This is a genomic window from Paenibacillus sp. F411 (genome assembly GCF_017582705.1).
GTDB classification, from domain to species: domain Bacteria; phylum Bacillota; class Bacilli; order Paenibacillales; family Paenibacillaceae; genus Paenibacillus_AQ; species Paenibacillus_AQ algicola.
Genome location: NZ_JAGFIP010000013.1, coordinates 113,196 through 131,277, shown reverse-complemented (window position 1 = coordinate 131,277; position 18,082 = coordinate 113,196). Strand labels below are relative to the sequence as shown.

18 protein-coding genes are annotated in these 18,082 nt (G+C 52.0%); 15 read left to right on the top strand and 3 right to left on the bottom strand.

The genetic code is table 11. From position 1 onward, the window contains the following. Positions 1-10: 10 nt before the first annotated feature. On the bottom strand, positions 11-622 hold the full coding sequence (locus tag JJQ72_RS14355; protein WP_243896090.1) for a TVP38/TMEM64 family protein: 612 nt from the start codon (positions 620-622) through the stop codon (positions 11-13). A 177-nt stretch (positions 623-799) separates the two neighbouring features. Between JJQ72_RS14355 and JJQ72_RS14350 the strand changes: the two genes are divergently transcribed. The 3 genes from JJQ72_RS14350 to JJQ72_RS14340 all read left to right on the top strand — a co-directional run bounded on the left by JJQ72_RS14350 (position 800) and on the right by JJQ72_RS14340 (position 2,757). Then, positions 800-1,387, top strand: coding sequence for a SurA N-terminal domain-containing protein (locus JJQ72_RS14350; protein ID WP_138225449.1), 588 nt, complete (start codon positions 800-802; stop codon positions 1,385-1,387). A gap of 305 nt (positions 1,388-1,692) precedes the next feature. Continuing rightward, on the top strand, positions 1,693-2,394 hold the full coding sequence (locus JJQ72_RS14345; protein WP_138225450.1) for a TerC family protein: 702 nt from the start codon (positions 1,693-1,695) through the stop codon (positions 2,392-2,394). 45 nt (positions 2,395-2,439) lie between these two features. Beyond that, a complete protein-coding gene (locus JJQ72_RS14340) occupies positions 2,440-2,757 on the top strand; it encodes a hypothetical protein (protein ID WP_138225451.1) in 318 nt (105 codons plus the stop codon). Between the two features lie 83 nt (positions 2,758-2,840). Here JJQ72_RS14340 and JJQ72_RS14335 read toward each other — a convergent pair whose 3' ends face one another. After that, positions 2,841-3,659: an AraC family transcriptional regulator gene (locus JJQ72_RS14335; RefSeq protein WP_138225452.1), complete on the bottom strand. Its 819-nt coding sequence runs from the start codon at positions 3,657-3,659 to the stop codon at positions 2,841-2,843. Between the two features lie 138 nt (positions 3,660-3,797). Here JJQ72_RS14335 and JJQ72_RS14330 point away from each other — a divergent pair, with 138 nt between their 5' ends. The 5 genes from JJQ72_RS14330 (at position 3,798) to JJQ72_RS14310 (ending at position 8,224) form a co-directional block, all read left to right on the top strand. Continuing rightward, positions 3,798-4,895 (top strand): Gfo/Idh/MocA family protein, encoded by a 1,098-nt coding sequence (locus JJQ72_RS14330; protein WP_138225453.1) that lies wholly within the window; start codon positions 3,798-3,800, stop codon positions 4,893-4,895. Between the two features lie 199 nt (positions 4,896-5,094). Continuing rightward, a complete protein-coding gene (locus JJQ72_RS14325; protein ID WP_138225454.1) occupies positions 5,095-6,063 on the top strand; it encodes a sugar phosphate isomerase/epimerase family protein in 969 nt (322 codons plus the stop codon). Positions 6,064-6,104: 41 nt separating this feature from the next. Next, positions 6,105-6,833, top strand: coding sequence for a ThuA domain-containing protein (locus tag JJQ72_RS14320; RefSeq protein WP_208204081.1), 729 nt, complete (start codon positions 6,105-6,107; stop codon positions 6,831-6,833). Positions 6,834-7,030: 197 nt separating this feature from the next. Beyond that, positions 7,031-7,363: a winged helix-turn-helix transcriptional regulator gene (locus JJQ72_RS14315; RefSeq protein ID WP_138225456.1), complete on the top strand. Its 333-nt coding sequence runs from the start codon at positions 7,031-7,033 to the stop codon at positions 7,361-7,363. A gap of 123 nt (positions 7,364-7,486) precedes the next feature. After that, on the top strand, positions 7,487-8,224 hold the full coding sequence (locus tag JJQ72_RS14310; protein WP_233281180.1) for a hypothetical protein: 738 nt from the start codon (positions 7,487-7,489) through the stop codon (positions 8,222-8,224). 53 nt (positions 8,225-8,277) lie between these two features. On the opposite strand, the gene JJQ72_RS14305 is transcribed toward JJQ72_RS14310, so the two are convergent. After that, on the bottom strand, positions 8,278-8,997 hold the full coding sequence (locus tag JJQ72_RS14305) for a Crp/Fnr family transcriptional regulator (protein WP_243896089.1): 720 nt from the start codon (positions 8,995-8,997) through the stop codon (positions 8,278-8,280). Between the two features lie 256 nt (positions 8,998-9,253). On the opposite strand from JJQ72_RS14305, the gene JJQ72_RS14300 reads away from it, so the two are divergent. The 7 genes from JJQ72_RS14300 (at position 9,254) to JJQ72_RS14270 (ending at position 18,076) form a co-directional block, all read left to right on the top strand. Then, the gene (locus tag JJQ72_RS14300; protein WP_208204080.1) at positions 9,254-11,950 is read left to right on the top strand and encodes a copper amine oxidase N-terminal domain-containing protein; all 2,697 of its coding nucleotides are present in this window, start codon (positions 9,254-9,256) and stop codon (positions 11,948-11,950) included. Between the two features lie 98 nt (positions 11,951-12,048). After that, positions 12,049-12,471, top strand: a complete 423-nt coding sequence (locus JJQ72_RS14295; RefSeq protein ID WP_208204079.1) for a Fur family transcriptional regulator — start codon at positions 12,049-12,051, stop codon at positions 12,469-12,471. Then, complete coding sequence (yidD, locus tag JJQ72_RS14290) at positions 12,468-12,719, top strand: membrane protein insertion efficiency factor YidD (RefSeq protein WP_138225460.1); 252 nt, start codon at positions 12,468-12,470, stop codon at positions 12,717-12,719. Before JJQ72_RS14295 ends, yidD begins: the two co-directional genes overlap by 4 nt. 442 nt (positions 12,720-13,161) lie before the next feature. Then, on the top strand, positions 13,162-15,144 hold the full coding sequence (gene metG, locus JJQ72_RS14285; protein WP_208204078.1) for a methionine--tRNA ligase: 1,983 nt from the start codon (positions 13,162-13,164) through the stop codon (positions 15,142-15,144). A 181-nt stretch (positions 15,145-15,325) separates the two neighbouring features. After that, complete coding sequence (locus JJQ72_RS14280; protein WP_208204077.1) at positions 15,326-16,438, top strand: metal ABC transporter solute-binding protein, Zn/Mn family; 1,113 nt, start codon at positions 15,326-15,328, stop codon at positions 16,436-16,438. A 65-nt stretch (positions 16,439-16,503) separates the two neighbouring features. Continuing rightward, on the top strand, positions 16,504-17,253 hold the full coding sequence (locus JJQ72_RS14275; RefSeq protein ID WP_208204076.1) for a metal ABC transporter ATP-binding protein: 750 nt from the start codon (positions 16,504-16,506) through the stop codon (positions 17,251-17,253). A 19-nt stretch (positions 17,254-17,272) separates the two neighbouring features. Continuing rightward, complete coding sequence (locus JJQ72_RS14270; protein ID WP_175415408.1) at positions 17,273-18,076, top strand: metal ABC transporter permease; 804 nt, start codon at positions 17,273-17,275, stop codon at positions 18,074-18,076. Positions 18,077-18,082: the final 6 nt, after the last annotated feature.

The following is an 18,082-nucleotide window of genomic DNA, read 5'->3' as shown; positions in this document are numbered from 1 at the left end:
TCGCCCGGGATTACTGTTTAAACTTATGGCGCCAGAGCCACCAGGCAGCGGGGAGAACGATCATTAAAAACAGAGCAAGCACCGCTGCCGCCGTCCAAGGCTGTTCCACAAACAGGCTGCCCAGGTACGCATACAGAAACAACACGGGAATTTTGCCCAGTGCCGATGCCGCTAGATACGTCCAGAACGGAATGCCTGCCGCTCCGGCATATATATTCACAGCCATCTGGGGCACGACCGGAAGCATGCGGTACAACAGAATGACTTTAAAAGGGTTGCGGCGGGTTAGATCTGTTAACGTTTGCAGCTGTGGATAGCGGGATAGCAGCCGTTCTCCCATGCTTGTATAAAGTGAAGCTGCAGCGTAGATGAGAACCGCTGCCGCTGTCGTCCCAAACCAGGCAACCGCAGCCCCTCCAATCGTTCCAAAGGCATAGCCGAGCACGCCAATCACTGCTTTATAAGGAAGAATCGGAAACACCGCAAGCAGTGTACTGAGCAATAGAACAGGGCCGAGCGAGGTCTCGCCTTGCAGCCAGCCCAGAAGATCTTGTCTGTAGTAGTACATAACGAGCAGGGCCAACACGTAAGCGGCCGGAGTCCACCAGTTTTTCATATCCATTCCTTTCGCTGCCAGCATATAATCAAGACAGGATCATTATACCAGGGCTATGCTAAACTTTCTTACTCTGCTGCGAATCCCCCAAAAAAAAGGAATACAGCGGGCCATGTTGAATAACTGTTTTATGGCATATTTTCCAATGAACTTATCTTATCAACGTGCAAGGAGGCTAATCCATTGAATAAGCATTGGCGGAATGCCGGGCTTGCTGTGCTGATTGTACCGCTGCTGATATGGGTTTGGGGCAGTGTCCAAGAGAACGGGGATATCGCTGCCCGGGCAGGTGACATTACCATCACCCATGAAGAGCTGAAACGTTACAAGACTTTCGCTGAGACCACGTACACATTACATGGAATCCATGAGAGACAGCCGGATGACCGCGAAATTCTGAATGAACTCATCCTGAATAAGCATGTAAGCCTGGAAGCTGCAGCGGCGGGCTGTGTCGTGAGCGAGGAGGAGCTGCTTGCTGCCATTACAGCATTGAGAAGCAGGGTGGAGGAACGGGATGAAGAAGCCCTCTTAAAGGATCCGTACGGGATGGCTTTGGTGCAGCGTCAGCGAGATTCCGGGCTTAGTCCCGAAGCGTTTTGGAGCAGCAGTGAGTTGCAGGAGGAGGTTTCCGCGACGATGCTGCAGGTCAAATGGATGGAGAAGCTGGAGGCCGAGGGTGCATTGGGTAAAGAGCTGAGCTTTGGAGAATACAAGAATAGACTGCTGCAGGACATAAAAAAGAAGATCACTTATGATTTAAACCCCTGAGCAAGAGGGTAAAAAAAGTTAGGCAATCGGAAAAGCGTGTGATATAATGTCACCAACCGAATAGTTCCCAAAGGGGAGTAGCTACAGCGCAGTAAAGTCGTCATTACGGGATTCGTTATTTCGGTCCCCGGCTCTATTGGCAACGTGAAGATGTTGTTAGCGAGACCTTTGCCTGTGTCATCCAAGGTAAAGGTCTGTTTATGTTCCCATGGAATAAACGCCGTTACCTGTTTTCAGGTGCGGCGATTTTTTATGTGATCAGGAGAACATCGGGGACAAATTTATAAGGGGAAGGCGGAAACAAGATGGAGTTTATGTCACCAGAATTTTGGGCGGCCCTGCTGTCCATTATTGTGATTGACCTGGTTCTGGCGGGCGATAACGCAATCGTGATCGGACTTGCGGCCCGTAATGTACAGAAAGAGGACCAGAAGAAAGTTATTTTATGGGGTACGGTAGGCGCGATTCTTATTCGTGTGGTCGCTACGCTGCTCGTAGTGAAGCTCCTCATGATCCCGGGCTTGAGACTGATCGGCGGCCTGGCTCTTCTCTGGATTGCTTACAAGCTGCTGGTAGACAACAAGGATCACGAGATTTCAGCAGGCAGTCAGATGTGGGCAGCGATTCGTACCATTATTATTGCTGATGCCATGATGGGCCTGGACAATGTGCTGGCGGTGGCCGGTGCAGCAGGTGAGGATTTCACGCTGGTTATTATCGGCCTTGCGATCTCGATTCCTATCATGGTATGGGGAAGTACAATTATTCTCAAGCTGACCGACAGATTCCCGCTCGTGATTACGTTCGGTGCGGCGATTCTGGCTTGGACCGCGACCAAGATGCTGGTGGAAGAGCCCATCATTCACGACTGGTTCGCCAATTCTATCGTCAAGTACGCTTTTGAAGCCATTGTCGTAGTCGCTGTGATTGGCTTCGGCACATGGATGAAGAAGAAGATGGAAGAAAAGGCAAAGCAAAATCCTGTTCATATTAATATGAGCGAATAGCTGCGCTGCAGCATGCTGTACCGGGTTAAATAAGGAGGGCTGACGATGTCGTCTGCAGACAAAACGATGGAGGACCGCATCGTGGACAGCTACAGGCAGGACGAGGATATGATGATTCTCGTATTTGCCCAGTGGTGTGTGAATCAGGGACTGGATCCTCTCAGTTTGTACGAAAAGGCGTACCCCGATCAGGCGGGTAATGAGCGCTTGAGCCGCGGGCTGGCGCTGACGGTGCCGAAGGAGGAAGCGGGAGAAATTCCGGATTCCACGGTGATGGGCGTGCTGTCATTGTTCGGCAATGATGATCTCGCTGCCGTCGTTGCGGAAGCAATCATGCTAAGGGACCGGCTCGACAAGAGCTGATTGGACATTCTTATTTCATACCATGAGGTCAAAGGGCCCGGCTGCAAGAGCAATATCTTGCGGCCGGGCCCTTTGTATGTGCTTTAGCTGGAAGGCATGTGATCTTGCCGGAACTGTTTTGGAGAAACGCCGAATCGGGAACGGAAAACCCGGTGAAAATAAGTGTAGCTGGCAAAGCCGGACGTTTCGGCTACATCCTCCAGGGACATGGGACTGAAAATGATCCGTTCCCGCGCCATATCCAGACGAACCTCCAGAGTATATTGCATGATGGTCGTGCCAAACGCTTCCTTGAATAAATGGACCGCCCGGGACACGCTGATATCCACATGGGAAGCGACATCCTCCAGCTTGAACATGGAGGAGGCGTTCTCTTCAATGTAATTTTTCATGCGGTGAGCGAGGTAAGCTTTAGGCGTAGTGGACGGCTGCTCGGACAGCAGGCGGTCGATCTCCAGACAGAGAATGCGAAGCATGTACACGGAGATTTCCGGATATGTATTTGAAAGCCGGCGCTGCTCCAGCACGAGCTGTCGGAACAAGCCCAGGTATCGATCGTCCAGCGGGATCCGCATTCGTGTTGGCCGTTTGCGGGCTTGATACCAGTCGTCTACCCAGTCGCCTTTAAAAAAAATGTTGTAGTCTCCGCTCTCCACCAGGGAATCCCCCTGCGGGTTCAGCTCGTCCTCAATGCGCAGCTCGTAAGGCTGCCCCGGCTTGTACAGCAGCAGGTCGCCGGGCTGGAGCAGGGACAGCTTGCCGTCAATGACCGCCCGGCAGCGGCCGTCGGTCTGAAGGCGAAGTAAGTAATGCTCAAAGCCGTCCGGCATGGTCATGACAAACGGCTTGCGATGAAATGAAAAGTTCGTGGAGAGCACTCGGGTCGACAAAACTTCCTGCATGTAAAGAACTCCTTTATGGATTTGAAAATAATGACCAGATTGTTCATGTTTTAATCATATAATTCATTTTAAATGAAAACAATTCCGAATACCATGTTTCTAGATGGTTCAGCAAAGGTCTTTGAGGGGTGACAACGAGTGGCTAGAATGAGAACAGGCATTATCGGCTGCGGTAATATCAGCGGCATTTATTTTCAGAATCTGAAGAACAGTGACTGGGTGGAGGTTGTAGCCTGTGCCGACCTTGTGGTGGACAGGGCCAAAGAGCGTGCTCAAGAGTATAATATTCCACATGTGTTCACCGTGGAGGAGATGCTGGCTCACCCGGACATTGAGCTCATCATTAATTTGACCATTCCTGCAAGCCACGCCAGTGTCGATGTGGCTGCGCTGGAAGCAGGCAAGCATGTATATAGTGAAAAGCCTCTCGCGGTCACCCTGGAGGAAGGGCGACTCGTCCTGGAGACAGCTGGCAAGAAAGGACTCCGTGCCGGCTGCGCACCGGATACTTTTCTGGGGTCTGCGATACAGACCGCCAGGGCGGCCATGGAGCAGGGCTTGATCGGAAGGCCGGTCGCAGCGTGTGCGTTCAATCTGGGTGCGGGACCGGAGACCTGGCATCACAATCCGGAATTTTTCTACGCCGCCGGCGGTGGACCGATGATGGATATGGGTCCTTACTATTTAACAGCGCTTGTAGAGCTGCTGGGACCAGCAAGCAGGGTCAGCGCCTCAACGGGCATTCAAATTCCGGATCGCTTTGTCGGCTCCGGGCCTAACAGCGGTCAGGCAATTCCGGTTCATACACCGACGCATCTGGCGGGGACGATTGATTTCGAAAGCGGAGCCATCGTCAGTATGATTACAAGCTTTGACATCCCGGCTGGCTCTGAGCTGCCATGGATCGAAATTTATGGCACGAGCGGAACGCTTAGCCTGTCGGACCCGAACTTTTTTGATGGCGATGTACGCATCCGCCGTCACGGCTCTGAGGCATGGGAGACACTTCCGCCTGCTTTTGAGTGCGGGAGAAATGAAAGAGGGCTCGGCGTGAATGATATGGTTCAGAGCATTCGGGAGCAGCGGGATCACCGTGCCAGTGCCCGTCTGGCCTATCACGTCCTGGAAATTATGCAGTCGTTTCAGCAGTCCTCTCTGGAAGCGCGTCATATTGTCCTGCAGAGCACCTACCGCAAGGAACCGCTGCCTTCCTTCACTGCACAGCTAAAGGGCTGAGGCAAGGAAGGATTCGTTTATTGTGTGCTGGAAGAATGCTACAATAAGTGAGATCCGGACTGCAGCATGGAATGATGCTGCACAAAGTGGTCAAACTGTACCTAAGTTATTTTGCGGAGTACGGCTAAATGTTTTAGAACATGACGAACTAGTGTATGAATCAACGTACGTACTAAATTACGAATCAGGAGGTTTCAGTATGAAGCTGGGAGTATTTATGGTGCTGCTGGGCGGGCGCAAGCTGGAGGACGCCCTGGATTATGTAGCTTCGAAGGGCTTGAAGGCCGTAGAGATTGGAACGGGAGGATATCCTGGCAATTCGCATTGCAATCCGGCAGAGCTGCTGGAGAATGAAGCCGCACTCAAGGCATTCAAGCAAGCGGTGGAGTCCCGTGGCCTGATGATCAGTGCGCTGAGCTGCCACGGCAATCCGCTGCATCCGCAGAAGGATATCGCTAAGGGCTTTCATGACGATTTTGTCAAAACGGTGGAGCTGGCTCAGAAGCTGGAGGTGCCTGTTGTGAACACGTTCTCCGGTTGTCCGGGTGACCATGAGGACGCGAAATATCCGAACTGGCCGGTAGCTCCATGGCCGAATGATTATCAGGAGATTCTGAAATGGCAATGGGAGAACAAGGTGATTCCGTACTGGACAGAGTGGGGCCAATTCGCAGCGGACCGCAATGTGAAGATCGGCTTGGAGCTGCACGGCGGCTTCTCGGTGCACACTCCAGGTACACTGCTGCGCCTTCGCGAAGCGACAGGTGAAGTCATTGGAGCTAACCTGGATCCGAGCCATATGTGGTGGCAGGGCATTGATCCGGTGCAGGCGATTCATATTCTGGGCCGCGAGAACGCCATTCATCACTTCCATGCGAAGGATACGACGATTGATCCGGTGAATGTGAACAAGCATGGCCTGACAGACATGCAGTCCTATGCCAATATGATGGACCGTGCATGGCAGTTCCGCAGTGTTGGCTACGGTCATGACGTCAAGGTTTGGGCAGATATGATGAGCGCTCTGCGTCTGGTGGGCTATGATTATGTGGTCAGCATTGAGCATGAAGATGGCCTGATGTCCATTGAAGAAGGCTTCTCCAAGGCGGTATCTAATCTTCAGCAGGTGCTGATTGAGGAACCGCTGGGCGAGATGTGGTGGGTCTAACCGCGATCTAGCGGATTTGGAATATAGGGGGATTTGGCAGCATGCTAAACGTAACGATCTGGAACGAATTTGTACATGAGAATATTCACGATGAAGTCAAAGCGGTATATCCTGAAGGCATTCACAAAGCGCTTGCCGACGGCCTCCAGAATCCGGATTTTCATATCCGGACAGCGACGCTAAATGAGCCGGAGCACGGCTTAAGTGATGAAGTGCTGAACCTGACCGATGTGCTGCTGTGGTGGGGCCATATGGCTCATGACCGTGTCGATGATGCGGTAGTCAGCAAGGTGGTCGAGCGGGTTCGGAACGGGATGGGCCTGATCGTGCTGCATTCCGGACATTTTTCCAAGCCGTTTAAGGCACTGATGGGGACCAGCTGCGATTTGAAATGGCGTGAAGCGGGGGAGCAGGAGATTTTGTGGACTGTGAATCCATCTCATCCCATTTGTTCCGGCGTGAACAGCCAAATCATCCTGGAGCATGAAGAAATGTACGGGGAATTCTTCGATATTCCGGCGCCGGAGGAGCTGATCTTTGTCAGCAATTTCGCCGGAGGAGAAGTGTTCCGCAGCGGCTGCACCTTCAAGCGCGGCCAAGGGAATATTTTTTATTTCCGTCCGGGGCATGAAACGTATCCGACTTACTACAATCCTGAAATTTTAAAGGTCATTACAAACGGTATTTATTGGTCGGCTATGAACAGCTATGCGCTGAAGCCGGTCTTCGGAAACAGCCAGCCGCTGCGTCCGCTCGGAGTTCTCGTCTAGTCATAGCATTTAAGGGTACGGCTGCCTTCGGGGCAGCCGTATTTGTTTCAGGGAATGACGGTCACAGCCAAATTTTCATAAGAATATACAGGGAAAGGTTTTCAGTTTCCTAAAAATGTGCTAGAATATAATTCACTAACTTATCGTAAGCTATCAAGGATTGCAAGGTTTGTGACTCTGTGAAGAGGTGGAATAACATGGATGATGTAACAACCGGTTTGTGTCCCCGTTTTGAATGCGCCTTTGCCTTGCTGGGTAAACGCTGGAACGGACTGATTATTCAGTCTCTCATGAGCGGACCGAAACGATTTAAGGATATTTCAAATCTAATTCCTGCCATGAGCGATAAAATGCTATCCGAACGGATGAAGGATCTGGAGAGCGAAGGCATTCTGGTCCGGCATGTGTATCCGGAAACCCCGGTGCGGATCGAATACGAGCTGACGGATAAAGGAAGAGCGCTGAAGCCGGTTATGGCGGAGGTAGGGGCCTGGGCTGAGCAATGGGTCCGTGTCGAAATGAATACATGAAGCCAAGAGAAGGCCCTGAATTACATCTGCTGTAATGTCAGGGCTGTTTCTTTACACCCAGGCTCACTCACCTTCGGAAGCGGCTGCTAATATAATGAATCGAAGCTAAGGAGGCGAGTCAAGATGAATCCATTTGCAAATCTGCCGCACATTCGTTACTGCAAGAAGGAAGCTGCCGAGCTGGAGCAGGCCGCAGTCGTGCTGCAACGCATTTTTGACAAGACACTGCACCTGCTTCATCTATACCTGCCAGAGTCTCTATGGTGTGCTGCCACGGGGTTGACGAGGAAGACGGAGAAGGATGTGTTCTCTGAGCAGCTGAACAATCAGGTCATTTTACAGAAATGGATTCAGAGCCCGAAAGGCTGGAAATGTGTCGGTATGGAGCCGCTGGAAGGGGAGAAGGGGCAATCCGAGTCCATATTGCCTTCAGCAGACCCTCAGGAACAAGAGACTGCTTTCGGAGGACTGGAGGGCCGGGCAACCGGGCGGCTATTGCAGATGGTAATCTGGTCACAGTATGAAAAGATAGCGCTGCTGCATCCGTTTCTGGGAGGTGAGGCGTTCTATACGGCCGAGGAGCTGGATACTGTATCAGCTTACCTGGCCCCGACTTATCTGAGCCCGCAGCCGCTTCAAGAGGTGGGGAAGGAATACAAAGTGAAATCCTTATCGGCTGGCGTACCGATCTATCAGGAGAAAATCCCTGCTCCGACCTTGGTGATGGATGCCGGTGGGCGCAGGCTGGCTGGGCTGTGGATGACAGGGGTACACCTGTCTGCCGGCGGCTTTGCAGGCATTAAGCCGTATTTGAAGGTCCCGCAGGGCGAACGGACCTATATGAATGCGAGTTTTACATAACCTACAATGTTTTGTTAGAGGGATACTCCTGGCACGGCTGCTTAGAAAGCAGCTTAAAGCCGGCAAATGTCCATGGGACATTGCTCACAGTGACAGATCTGCTGCAAGCGGGAAAGCTCTTTGATGACAAGATGTCCATGATTCATATCCACGATATCTTGTCGTTTCCAATCGCGGAGCATGCGGTTCACGCTTTCCCGGGTAGCACCGATCAGACTGGCCAGATCCGAGTGAGTCATGGTTCGAGAAATCGTAATCCAGCCGTTGTCCTGCACCTCTCCGCAGGTGTTGGCCAGCCGGATCAGTGTGGAGCTTAGGGCGCCCGTCTTTCCGTACAGCATGAGGTCTCTCAGTTTAGTTTGAGTAATACGGTGTTCTGCGCCCATCCATGTCATGAATTGAAGCGCGAAATCACCGTGCTGCGTAATTAAGGTCTCCACGCTTGATATGTCGATGACACCAATGATGCTGTTCTCCAGCGTTTCAGCAGAGAAGCTATGTCTGGAGTGCGCTGTCAGGTCTGCGTGACCCAGAAGATCACCGGCCTGATACATGTATAGCACCAGCTCTTTGCCTTCTTCGGTTGATTTCGTGAGCTTGATCCGGCCCTGCATAACATAGAACAGCTGCTCAGCTCTATCCCCCTCCCAAAACAGCGCCGCGCCTGCCGGAAAGCTGCGGAGATTCATGGCTGCCTCCAGGCGGCTTTTATTTACCTCTGTCAAGCAGTGCGTATTTCCATGATCAGCATGCTTCAAACGCATCTGGGTCATAAGAATTCCTCCCGTATATAGCTATGTAATCATTGTAAGTGAAAATATTCACGTAAACGAGCATTAACAATAGCAAGTATTGACAATCTGGTGAACGAGCGGGCGAAAATGTCGATTTTTAGGCTCATTCGGTGGTTTATGTAAGAATATTTAGAATGGAGGCAGAAACTTTTAACCCGGATTGGCGTTTAATAGACTGTGCGTTACCCCTTCAGAATGAAATAAATAGAGATCATATAGGAGTGAATAAGCAAGCATGAGCCTTAAAAAAATATCTATGATTACCGTATTGGCTGCTGCCCAGGTATCTACTGTGGTGCCTGTCAGTGCGCAGTCTTCTGCTGCCCTGCAGCAGCCTTCCGCCGTCCTTGAGCAGCCGGCTGCCTTACAGGAAGCAGATAACAACAATCCGAGGATCGGCGAGGGAGCGCCGGAAGCTGCCAATTCTGCTCAGCCAGAGCCGAACGTGGAACAGGCAGAAACGTTAGAGTCTTCTCCTGAAGCAGACGCAGTGCAGCCATCACAGACACCGGAGATTAAGGTTGTTCCAGAGGAAAATTCAGCCAATGATATGCCGCCAACGTCTTCTTCAGGTCCAGCGGCTTCCTTAAACAAGGAAACCAATGAGCTGGTGCTTCTTATGAATAGTGCGGAAATGTACCATAACAGCAAGCTCTATACAGCGGCACAGCCCATGGCGGTCAAGAGCGGGGTCTCTTACATATCGATCCGGGCGATTGTAGAGCGAGCGGGCCTGATGCTCCGCTATGATAATGCGACTAAAGAAACGATTATTTACAAGGATGGAAATGAGCTGCGCTTTACGATGAACAGCACGGTATACAAAGTCAATGGTGAAGCACGTTCGATGAAGGGTCCGGCGTATACCTATAAGGGCACCTTTATGGTCCCCCTCACGTCTATAACCCAGGCTCTTGGAATCCGCTATGTTGTCAATCAGCCGGAAAAAAAGGTGATCCTGGATCTATCCAGCCTTTCCGGCGCAGCGCCGGTCAATCCGGGCGAGGGAGCTTCGGGAGGGGAGCCGGCCAATCCGTCCACACCGCCGGTAGAAATGGTACCGGGTCTGGTTCTTTTGATGAACAGTGCCCAGATGTATCATAATGGTACATCCTATACGGCTGCCAAGCCGATGGCCGTCAAGCAGGGGGTCTCTTATGTTGCTGTCCGCTCCTTGGTAGACCGGGTGGGGTTCAGCCTGAGGTATGACAGCAGTACGAAGGAAACCGTCATTATGCGGGGCAGTGATGAAATTCGCTTTAAGACCAACAGCAGTGTATATACCGTCAATGGGGTCCGTACGACCATGAAGGGACCCGCTTATCAGGACAGTGGAACATTTATGGTTCCTTTGACCTCGATTACCCAGGCTTTAAATATACCTTATCAGGTGGATCAACAGAACAAGCGAGTCATTCTGAGTCTCAGCACGAAGCCCATCGCTTCGTTTACGGTTACGAACCCGAAGGTATATGTCGGACAAACGGTGGTGAATTACAAGACCAGCGCCTATTCGCCTTCCGGACTGCCCATCGTCAGCGAGTATTGGGATGGCAGAGAGGATGTCTTTTACGAGCCGGGTATTCATACTGTATCTTATTCCGTTCAGGACTCCAGCGGCGAATGGAGCGATCCCTACACGTTAAATATTGAGGTGCTCGTGCCGAACGAACCGCCTGCTGCGCTATTTACGACGAACAAAGAAGAATATCGCATGGGCGAGCTTATCACGTATACAGATCAAAGCACCGATGAAGAGAACGCGATTGTGAGCCGGGAGTGGGATAACAACGCCAAGGCCTTTTTTACCCCGGGTCCGGTCAAGGTTCGCCTGAAGGTAACCGATCGGCACGGAGCAGTTGACACGTACGAGAAAACCATCGTCATTACAGGAGAAACCTTGTATACCCGCGAGGAGTTCTATCAGCTATATGCGGCCGTGGGGGAGAAGTTCTTTATCGACGGCGCAAGGGTTCCTTCCTTACCGGTGCTTCCGCTGGAGAGCAGCTTTGAATCCCGGACCTTGATCCGCAGCAACAGCCCGGAGACGGTGACCCGGGAAGGCGTGGTGTACCGTGAAGTCGGCGTTGGAGCGACCCGATTTATGATTCACCACAAAAATGCGAGCGGAAAAGTAATGAAAATGTACGTCGTGGCAACAAACCTGAACAGCACCCCGGCTTCGCTCAATACGCAGCATGTCGGGTTCGGCGGACCGAGCGAATATCCGAATGCGACAGGAAAGCTGTCGGTAGAGCGGTATTTTCAATCCATGCAGTCAGGAAGCAGCAATCAAACGTCGATCCTGCAGCCGGGAGAAAGCCGCCTGATCTTGACCGAGATCAACACGCTGCCGATTAAGGATCAGCAGGTCGTCTCCTTGTTTGCAGATCTTTTTACCGATTCTCCGATTCGTTATGATGTCATTATGATTGAGGAGAAGGAAGATGCGCTGAGCAAGTTCCCGTTCCTTCCGCTGCTGGCAGCAGACGGTATTCACAACCGCGGTACCTATGCGAATTCCACACGCATTCTGGAGAGCCGTGAGCTGATCGGCCAGAGCGAAGCGCGCATTGCCATTGGCGACAAGAATCTGGATCCATTCCTGACCGGATACGACGGTATTACCGGCTATCCCATCTCCAATTCCGGCAATTTCGGGATGGTCTACCACATTAAGCTGAACCGTGTTGCGCCAAATACGCTCATTTCATTTAATCCACGCGGCGGCAAATATATGGGCTCGGTCATGGTTAATGGCAGCATGGTCAATGTGCCGTCTACGTCCTGGCTATCAGCGCCGCATGACAGCAGTGTGCTGTTCCGTACCGGAGAGTACGAGCAGCCGGTCGAAATCTGGTTTACGGCGGCGCCGGGAAGCAGCCTTCCGGTTAATATTTTGGTGACGCCGATGCCACAGAAGAGAAATTAATATCCTCAGCGTGCGCAGTGCTCCTTCGTTGACGCGGGTTGAATTTTCAGGCATTATTAAAGGATGAATTTGAATCAAACAACAGGAGGCTGTTGCGTATGCTGACGACAGAAGAGATCATCGGCACGATGTCCGGACATGGACTACGCATCACCGATCAGCGCAGAACGCTCGCCAAATTGTTTGGAGAGCATAACGGTTATTTGACCGCGAAGGATGTCTATGACTATATGGGTCAGAAGTACAGTGGCCTGAGCTTTGATACGGTGTATCGGAATCTGCGCGTGCTGTCGGAGCTGGGTGCGCTGGAGCAGGTTGCCTTTGAGGAAGGCGTGAAGTTTCGGTCTCGCTGCAGTGAGAAGCATCATCACCATCATCTGATCTGTCTTCAATGCCAGAAGACGTATCCGATCACCTTTTGTCCTATGCCGCTTACTGATGCACCGGATGACTTCCAGGTCGTCAGGCATAAATTTGAAGTCTTTGGTTATTGTAAGGACTGCGGAGAGGGAGAAGGATGAGCAAACGATGGCCGATCCGGGTCGTTCAAGCGCCGATCCATCTGTACCGGAAGGTCATTTCCCCGCTGAAGCCTGCAACCTGCCGCTTCTATCCAACCTGCTCACAGTATGCACTTGAAGCTATTGAGGTACACGGTGCGCTGAAGGGCTCTGTCCTTGCGGCGAAGCGGATCGGAAGATGCCATCCCTTTCATCCCGGTGGCGTAGATCTGGTGCCGCCTCGAAAGGAAAGCCAGAGCTCTCCTTGAGTATATTCTTGACATTACGTCTGATCGTTGATTATATTGGGTGTATTAAGTAAGCAGAGTTGAATATTTTTCCTATGAAGAGATGAGTACGACAGTGCATGCTGCACAGAGAGCCGGGATAGGTGGGAACCGGTCAGCGGGGTCCTGGCGGAAGATGGTCTTGGAGGAACTGTTGTCGAGCTTCTTCCGGTGATTATTCCATCCGGCAGGGTGAGACAATAGCGTGATCCAGCGTTAATGGCGGCCTGCTGCAGGCGGATAAGCCTGACTCTGTAAGGAGTCCGGGGAATTTGGGTGGTAACACGTGAGCTGACTCTCGTCCCATGGGGACGGGAGTTTTTTGTATCCTTAAGGGCGGTCCTTATTGACTTAACCTTGCCAAGGCACGTCGCTGCGGCCTGCACCATAAATAACATATTTTAATTAAAGGATGGAGATCTCAATGGCAGAACAGAAAACCTTCTATTTGACAACGCCAATTTACTATCCCAGTGACAAGCTTCACATCGGGCATGCCTACACGACGGTAGCAGGTGACGCGATTGCGCGCTACAAACGCTTGAGAGGCTATGATGTGCGTTATTTGACAGGCACGGATGAGCATGGTCAAAAGATCGAGCGCAAGGCTCAGGAAGCCGGCAAAACGCCGCAGCAATTTGTCGATGATATCGTGGCAGGCATTCAGGATCTGTGGAAAAAGCTTGATATTTCCAATGAAGATTTTATTCGGACGACAGAGGCTCGTCACACCAAGGTCGTTCAGGACGTTTTCGAACGCCTGCTGGCTCAAGGAGATATTTATAAAGGTGATTATGAAGGCTGGTACTGTACGCCCTGTGAATCGTTCTTCCTGGAGCGTCAGCTGGTGGATGGAAAATGTCCGGACTGCGGCCGTCCCGTGGAGCTGGTGAAGGAGGAGAGCTATTTCTTCCGGATGAGCAAGTACGTAGACCGGCTGCTGCAATACTATGAGGAGCATCCGGATTTCATTCAGCCTGTTTCCCGCAAAAATGAGATGATTAACAATTTCATCAAGCCCGGCCTGGAAGATCTCGCCGTCTCTCGTACAACCTACGAGTGGGGGGTAAAGGTCAAGAGTGATCCCAAGCATGTCGTTTACGTCTGGATCGATGCACTCCTGAACTATGTGACGGCTCTGGGCTACGGCTCCGAGGATACCTCCTTATATGACAGATACTGGCCTGCCGATGTTCATCTCGTGGGCAAGGAAATTGTCCGGTTCCACACGATTTACTGGCCGATCATTCTGATGGCCCTGGACCTGCCGCTGCCGAAAAAGGTATTTGCACATGGCTGGCTCCTGATGAAGGACGGAAAAATGTCCAAATCCAAGGGCAATGTGGTGGACCCGGTTACGATGATCGACCGCTACGGCCTGGATGCACTGCGGTACTATTTGCTGCGCGAGGTTCCATTCGGAGCGGACGGCACGTTTACGCCAGAGAGCTTTGTAGAGCGCGTGAACTCTGATTTGGCGAATGATCTGGGGAATTTGCTCAATCGTACGGTGGCGATGGTCGATAAATATTTTGACGGAGAGGTTCCTTCCTTCGAGCGCGGTGTGACCGCTTTTGATGAGGCAATGGAGGAAGCGGCAGAAGGCGTCTACAGCAAGGTAGAAGAAGCGATGGAGAAGCTGGAGTTTTCAGTAGCACTCAGCGCCATCGGGCAGTTCGTCAGCCGCAGCAACAAATACATTGATGAGACCCAGCCGTGGACCCTCGCGAAGGATGAGAGCAAACGACAGGAGCTTGCCTCCGTGATGAGCCACTTGGTAGAGTCACTGCGTATTGCTTCCATTCTGCTTCAGCCGTTCATGACCCGTACGCCGCAGAAAATTTGGGAACAGCTGGGCATCGAGGCTGGACCGTTAACGCATTGGGACAGCGGACGTGAGATCGGCAGCATCCCTGGCGGCACGAAGCTCCAGAAAGGGGAACCGATCTTCCCGCGTCTGGACGTCGAGCAGGAGGTAGCCTTTATTGCTGAAGCGATGAATGGAGGCGCCAAGCCTGCAGCGATCACGGAGCAGCCAGCAGAGGGCAAAGCTGCAGAGGCTGAGGAAGAAGTGGAGCTGAAGGAAGAGATCGGGATTGAGGATTTTGCGAAGGTAGAGCTGAGAGTGGCGCAGGTGATCTCTTGTGAGCCGGTGAAAAAGGCGGATAAGCTGCTGAAGCTGCAGCTGGATCTGGGCTTCGAGCAGCGTCAGGTCGTATCGGGCATTGCGAAGCACTATAGCCCGGAGGAACTGGTCGGCAAAAAAGTCATCTGTGTCACGAACCTGAAGCCAGTCAAGCTTCGTGGAGAAATGTCTCAGGGCATGATCTTGGCAGCCTCCCACGGGAATCAGCTGACGCTGGCTGCGGTGCCGGATTCCATGCCAAACGGTGCGATCGTAAAATAAGTGCTACAGAGGTTACTAGTGAGGACGGCGTGCCGGTAGTCGGCTGCCGTCCTCACACTTTTTTTGTTCAAGTTTATTAGTAACGATAACGATGTGGTTGACAATAGGAACAACTACTCTTATAATCTCTATCTAGTAATTATTACGATTTGAACAACGGGATTGGAGTGGAGACGGAAGCATGAAATGGAAGACAGCATATGGGGCTTTGTTATTGTCACTGGTAATGGTGGTAACGGGCTGCGGCAATGACACGGGTAGTCAGAAGGCAGCTATTTCGGAAGAGAAGATTAATGTCATTACGACATTTTATCCTATTTATGAATTTGCACGGACCATCGGGGGAGAGGATGCGAATGTCATCAATCTGCTTCCTACCGGTGTAGAGGCACATGATTGGACGCCGCGGAGCCAGGATATTATTCAAACCTCTAAAGCACAGCTGTTCCTGTACAACGGAGCAGGCATGGAGGGCTGGGTGCCGGGATTTCTCAAAGGCTTGGATCAAGACAGCCAGGTTAAGCCGGTTGAGGTTAGCCAAGGCATCGATCTAATCTATACGAACGAGGATGACGGGCATCAGCACGGCCACGACCACGGCGGCGAGGCCGCAGCGGAAGAGGGACATGATCACGACCATAGCGGCGAGGCTGCAGCGGAAGAGGGATATGATCACGACCATAGCGGCGAGGCCGCAGCGGAAGAGGGACATGATCACGACCATAGCGGCGAGGCCGCAGCGGAAGAGAAGCAGCAGGCTGTGGATGCCAAATATGTGGACCCCCATACTTGGGTAAGTCCGAAGTCTGCACAGATCATGGCCGAGAATATTTACAAGAGCCTGGCAGAAGCAGATCCGGATCATGCTGACGGTTATAAGGAACGATATGAAGTCTTGAAGGAGCAGCTTGCTGCACTGGATCAGAAGTTTGAGCAGGAGCTTGCCGCCTTTGAGAACCGTCAGATTGTGGTATCTCATCAAGCGTTCGGGTATTTGACGCGGGACTACTCCCTGGAGCAGCATGCAATTATGGGACTGTCTCCGGATGCCGAGCCGCGGGCGCAGGATATTGTCAAGCTGGCCAATACGGTGCGGGAGAACAATATTCGCTACATTTTCTTTGAAGAGCTGGTATCGGATCAGCTGGCCAAAACGCTGGCTGCGGAGACCGGGGTTGAGACGCTGGTGCTGAATCCGGTGGAGGGCTTAACCAAGGAGCAGGAAGCCAGTGGAGAGAATTACTTTTCATTGATGGAAAACAATTTGCAAAATTTGAAGAAGGCATTACAATAAGAAGAGATGGCCGGGGATATGTTCATATCACCCGGCTTCATATTTTACAGAAAGGCGGCCAAGGTATGCTTCCGGACGCGCTGGATTGTCATCAGCCGATTATACAGCTTAAAGATATTTCATTCTCTTACCGTCAGCAGCAGGTGCTGGAGGGGCTTAATTTTACCGTTAAGGAACGGGATTTCGTCGGCATTGTCGGCTCGAATGGAGCCGGGAAGACGACGCTGCTTCGCCTGATTGTAGGTTTACTGCCCTCAGCGCATGGAAGTATTGAATTATTTGGAGAGCCAATCCGCCGCTTCCGTGATTGGGAACGGATCGGCTATGTACCGCAGAAGAACAGCTTTAACCCGTTGTTTCCGGCAACGGTTCGGGAAGTGGTCCTCTCGGGCCTCTACAACCGCAAGAATATGTTCCGCCGGATTACCCGGAAGCAGCATCAGCAGTGCAGTGATGCCATGGAAGTGATGCGTATTGAGGACATTGCCGGCAAACGCATTGGCGAGCTTTCCGGGGGACAGCAGCAGCGTGTGTTTCTGGCGCGGGCCTTGATCAATCGGCCGGATCTGCTCGTTCTCGATGAGCCAACGATCGGGATTGACGCCGAGACTCAGGCCAGTTTTTTTGAGCTGATTACCCATATGCATGAGCATCACGATATGACTTTTCTCATGGTGACGCATGATCTGGATATGGTTCGCGGTGAGCTGGGAGAAAAGCCGGTGTCTCAGAACGGCAAAATTCAGTTTTATGTTCGCCACTCCCATGATGCCCAGGACTGTGTGGAGCAGGATCTGACGCATTCGCTCGTTTAGGAAGGAGAATTACGTCTTGCTGGATATTTTATCAAGTGATTTCTTTCAGCGCGCCATGCTTGGCGGGCTGCTCATCGGCGTTACCGCGCCGTTAATCGGTATTTTCCTTGTGCTGAGGCGATTGTCCATGATTGGCGATACGCTTTCGCATGTAACGATTGCGGGCGTCGCACTTGGATTTCTGATTGAGGTCTATCCTCTGGCGGCAGGGCTTGTGTTCGCCGTAGCTGCATCCTTCGCAATAGAGAAGCTCCGCAAAGCGTACAAGAGCTATGCAGAGCTGTCTATTGCGATTATTATGTCCGGGGGGGTCGCGCTTGCCTCGCTGTTCTTCACTTTGGGCATGGGCTACAATACGGATGTTATGAGCTATCTGTTCGGCAGTATTTATACACTGGATGTCAACGATCTGTATCTGGTGGGGGGCGTAACGGTCGTCGTGATTACGGTGATATCGCTCTTTTTCAAGGAATTGTTCCTGCTCAGCTTTGAAGAGGATGCAGCCAGCGTCAGCGGCCTGCCGGTAAAATGGATCAATATGATCATTACAGTGTTGACGGCGCTCGTGGTGAGCACGGCCATCAAGATTGTGGGGGCGCTGCTCGTATCTGCACTGCTGACAATCCCGGTTGCGGCCAGCCTGCTGCTGGCCAGAAGCTTCCGCTCTGCCATTGTACTGTCAGTCATTCTGTCGGAGATTGCGGTGGTCGGAGGTCTTATGCTGGCCGGCGTGTTCAATCTGGCGCCCGGAGCTACGATTGTGCTGCTGCTGATTTCGTTCCTGACGCTGGCGCTGGTTGGCAAAAAAGGCTTTTCATCTTAAGGGGGA

Coding starts and splice junctions, on each gene's coding strand:
- yidD (WP_138225460.1), top strand. CDS start 12,468: ATGAGCAAACGATGGCCGATCCGGGTCGTTCAAGCGCCGATCCATCTG.
- JJQ72_RS14280 (WP_208204077.1), top strand. CDS start 15,326: ATGAAATGGAAGACAGCATATGGGGCTTTGTTATTGTCACTGGTAATG.
- JJQ72_RS14320 (WP_208204081.1), top strand. CDS start 6,105: ATGCTAAACGTAACGATCTGGAACGAATTTGTACATGAGAATATTCAC.
- JJQ72_RS14310 (WP_233281180.1), top strand. CDS start 7,487: ATGAATCCATTTGCAAATCTGCCGCACATTCGTTACTGCAAGAAGGAA.
- JJQ72_RS14345 (WP_138225450.1), top strand. CDS start 1,693: ATGGAGTTTATGTCACCAGAATTTTGGGCGGCCCTGCTGTCCATTATT.
- JJQ72_RS14355 (WP_243896090.1), bottom strand. CDS start 622: ATGGATATGAAAAACTGGTGGACTCCGGCCGCTTACGTGTTGGCCCTG.
- metG (WP_208204078.1), top strand. CDS start 13,162: ATGGCAGAACAGAAAACCTTCTATTTGACAACGCCAATTTACTATCCC.
- JJQ72_RS14335 (WP_138225452.1), bottom strand. CDS start 3,659: ATGCAGGAAGTTTTGTCGACCCGAGTGCTCTCCACGAACTTTTCATTT.
- JJQ72_RS14325 (WP_138225454.1), top strand. CDS start 5,095: ATGAAGCTGGGAGTATTTATGGTGCTGCTGGGCGGGCGCAAGCTGGAG.
- JJQ72_RS14305 (WP_243896089.1), bottom strand. CDS start 8,997: ATGACCCAGATGCGTTTGAAGCATGCTGATCATGGAAATACGCACTGC.
- JJQ72_RS14300 (WP_208204080.1), top strand. CDS start 9,254: ATGAGCCTTAAAAAAATATCTATGATTACCGTATTGGCTGCTGCCCAG.
- JJQ72_RS14275 (WP_208204076.1), top strand. CDS start 16,504: ATGCTTCCGGACGCGCTGGATTGTCATCAGCCGATTATACAGCTTAAA.
- JJQ72_RS14340 (WP_138225451.1), top strand. CDS start 2,440: ATGTCGTCTGCAGACAAAACGATGGAGGACCGCATCGTGGACAGCTAC.
- JJQ72_RS14315 (WP_138225456.1), top strand. CDS start 7,031: ATGGATGATGTAACAACCGGTTTGTGTCCCCGTTTTGAATGCGCCTTT.
- JJQ72_RS14295 (WP_208204079.1), top strand. CDS start 12,049: ATGCTGACGACAGAAGAGATCATCGGCACGATGTCCGGACATGGACTA.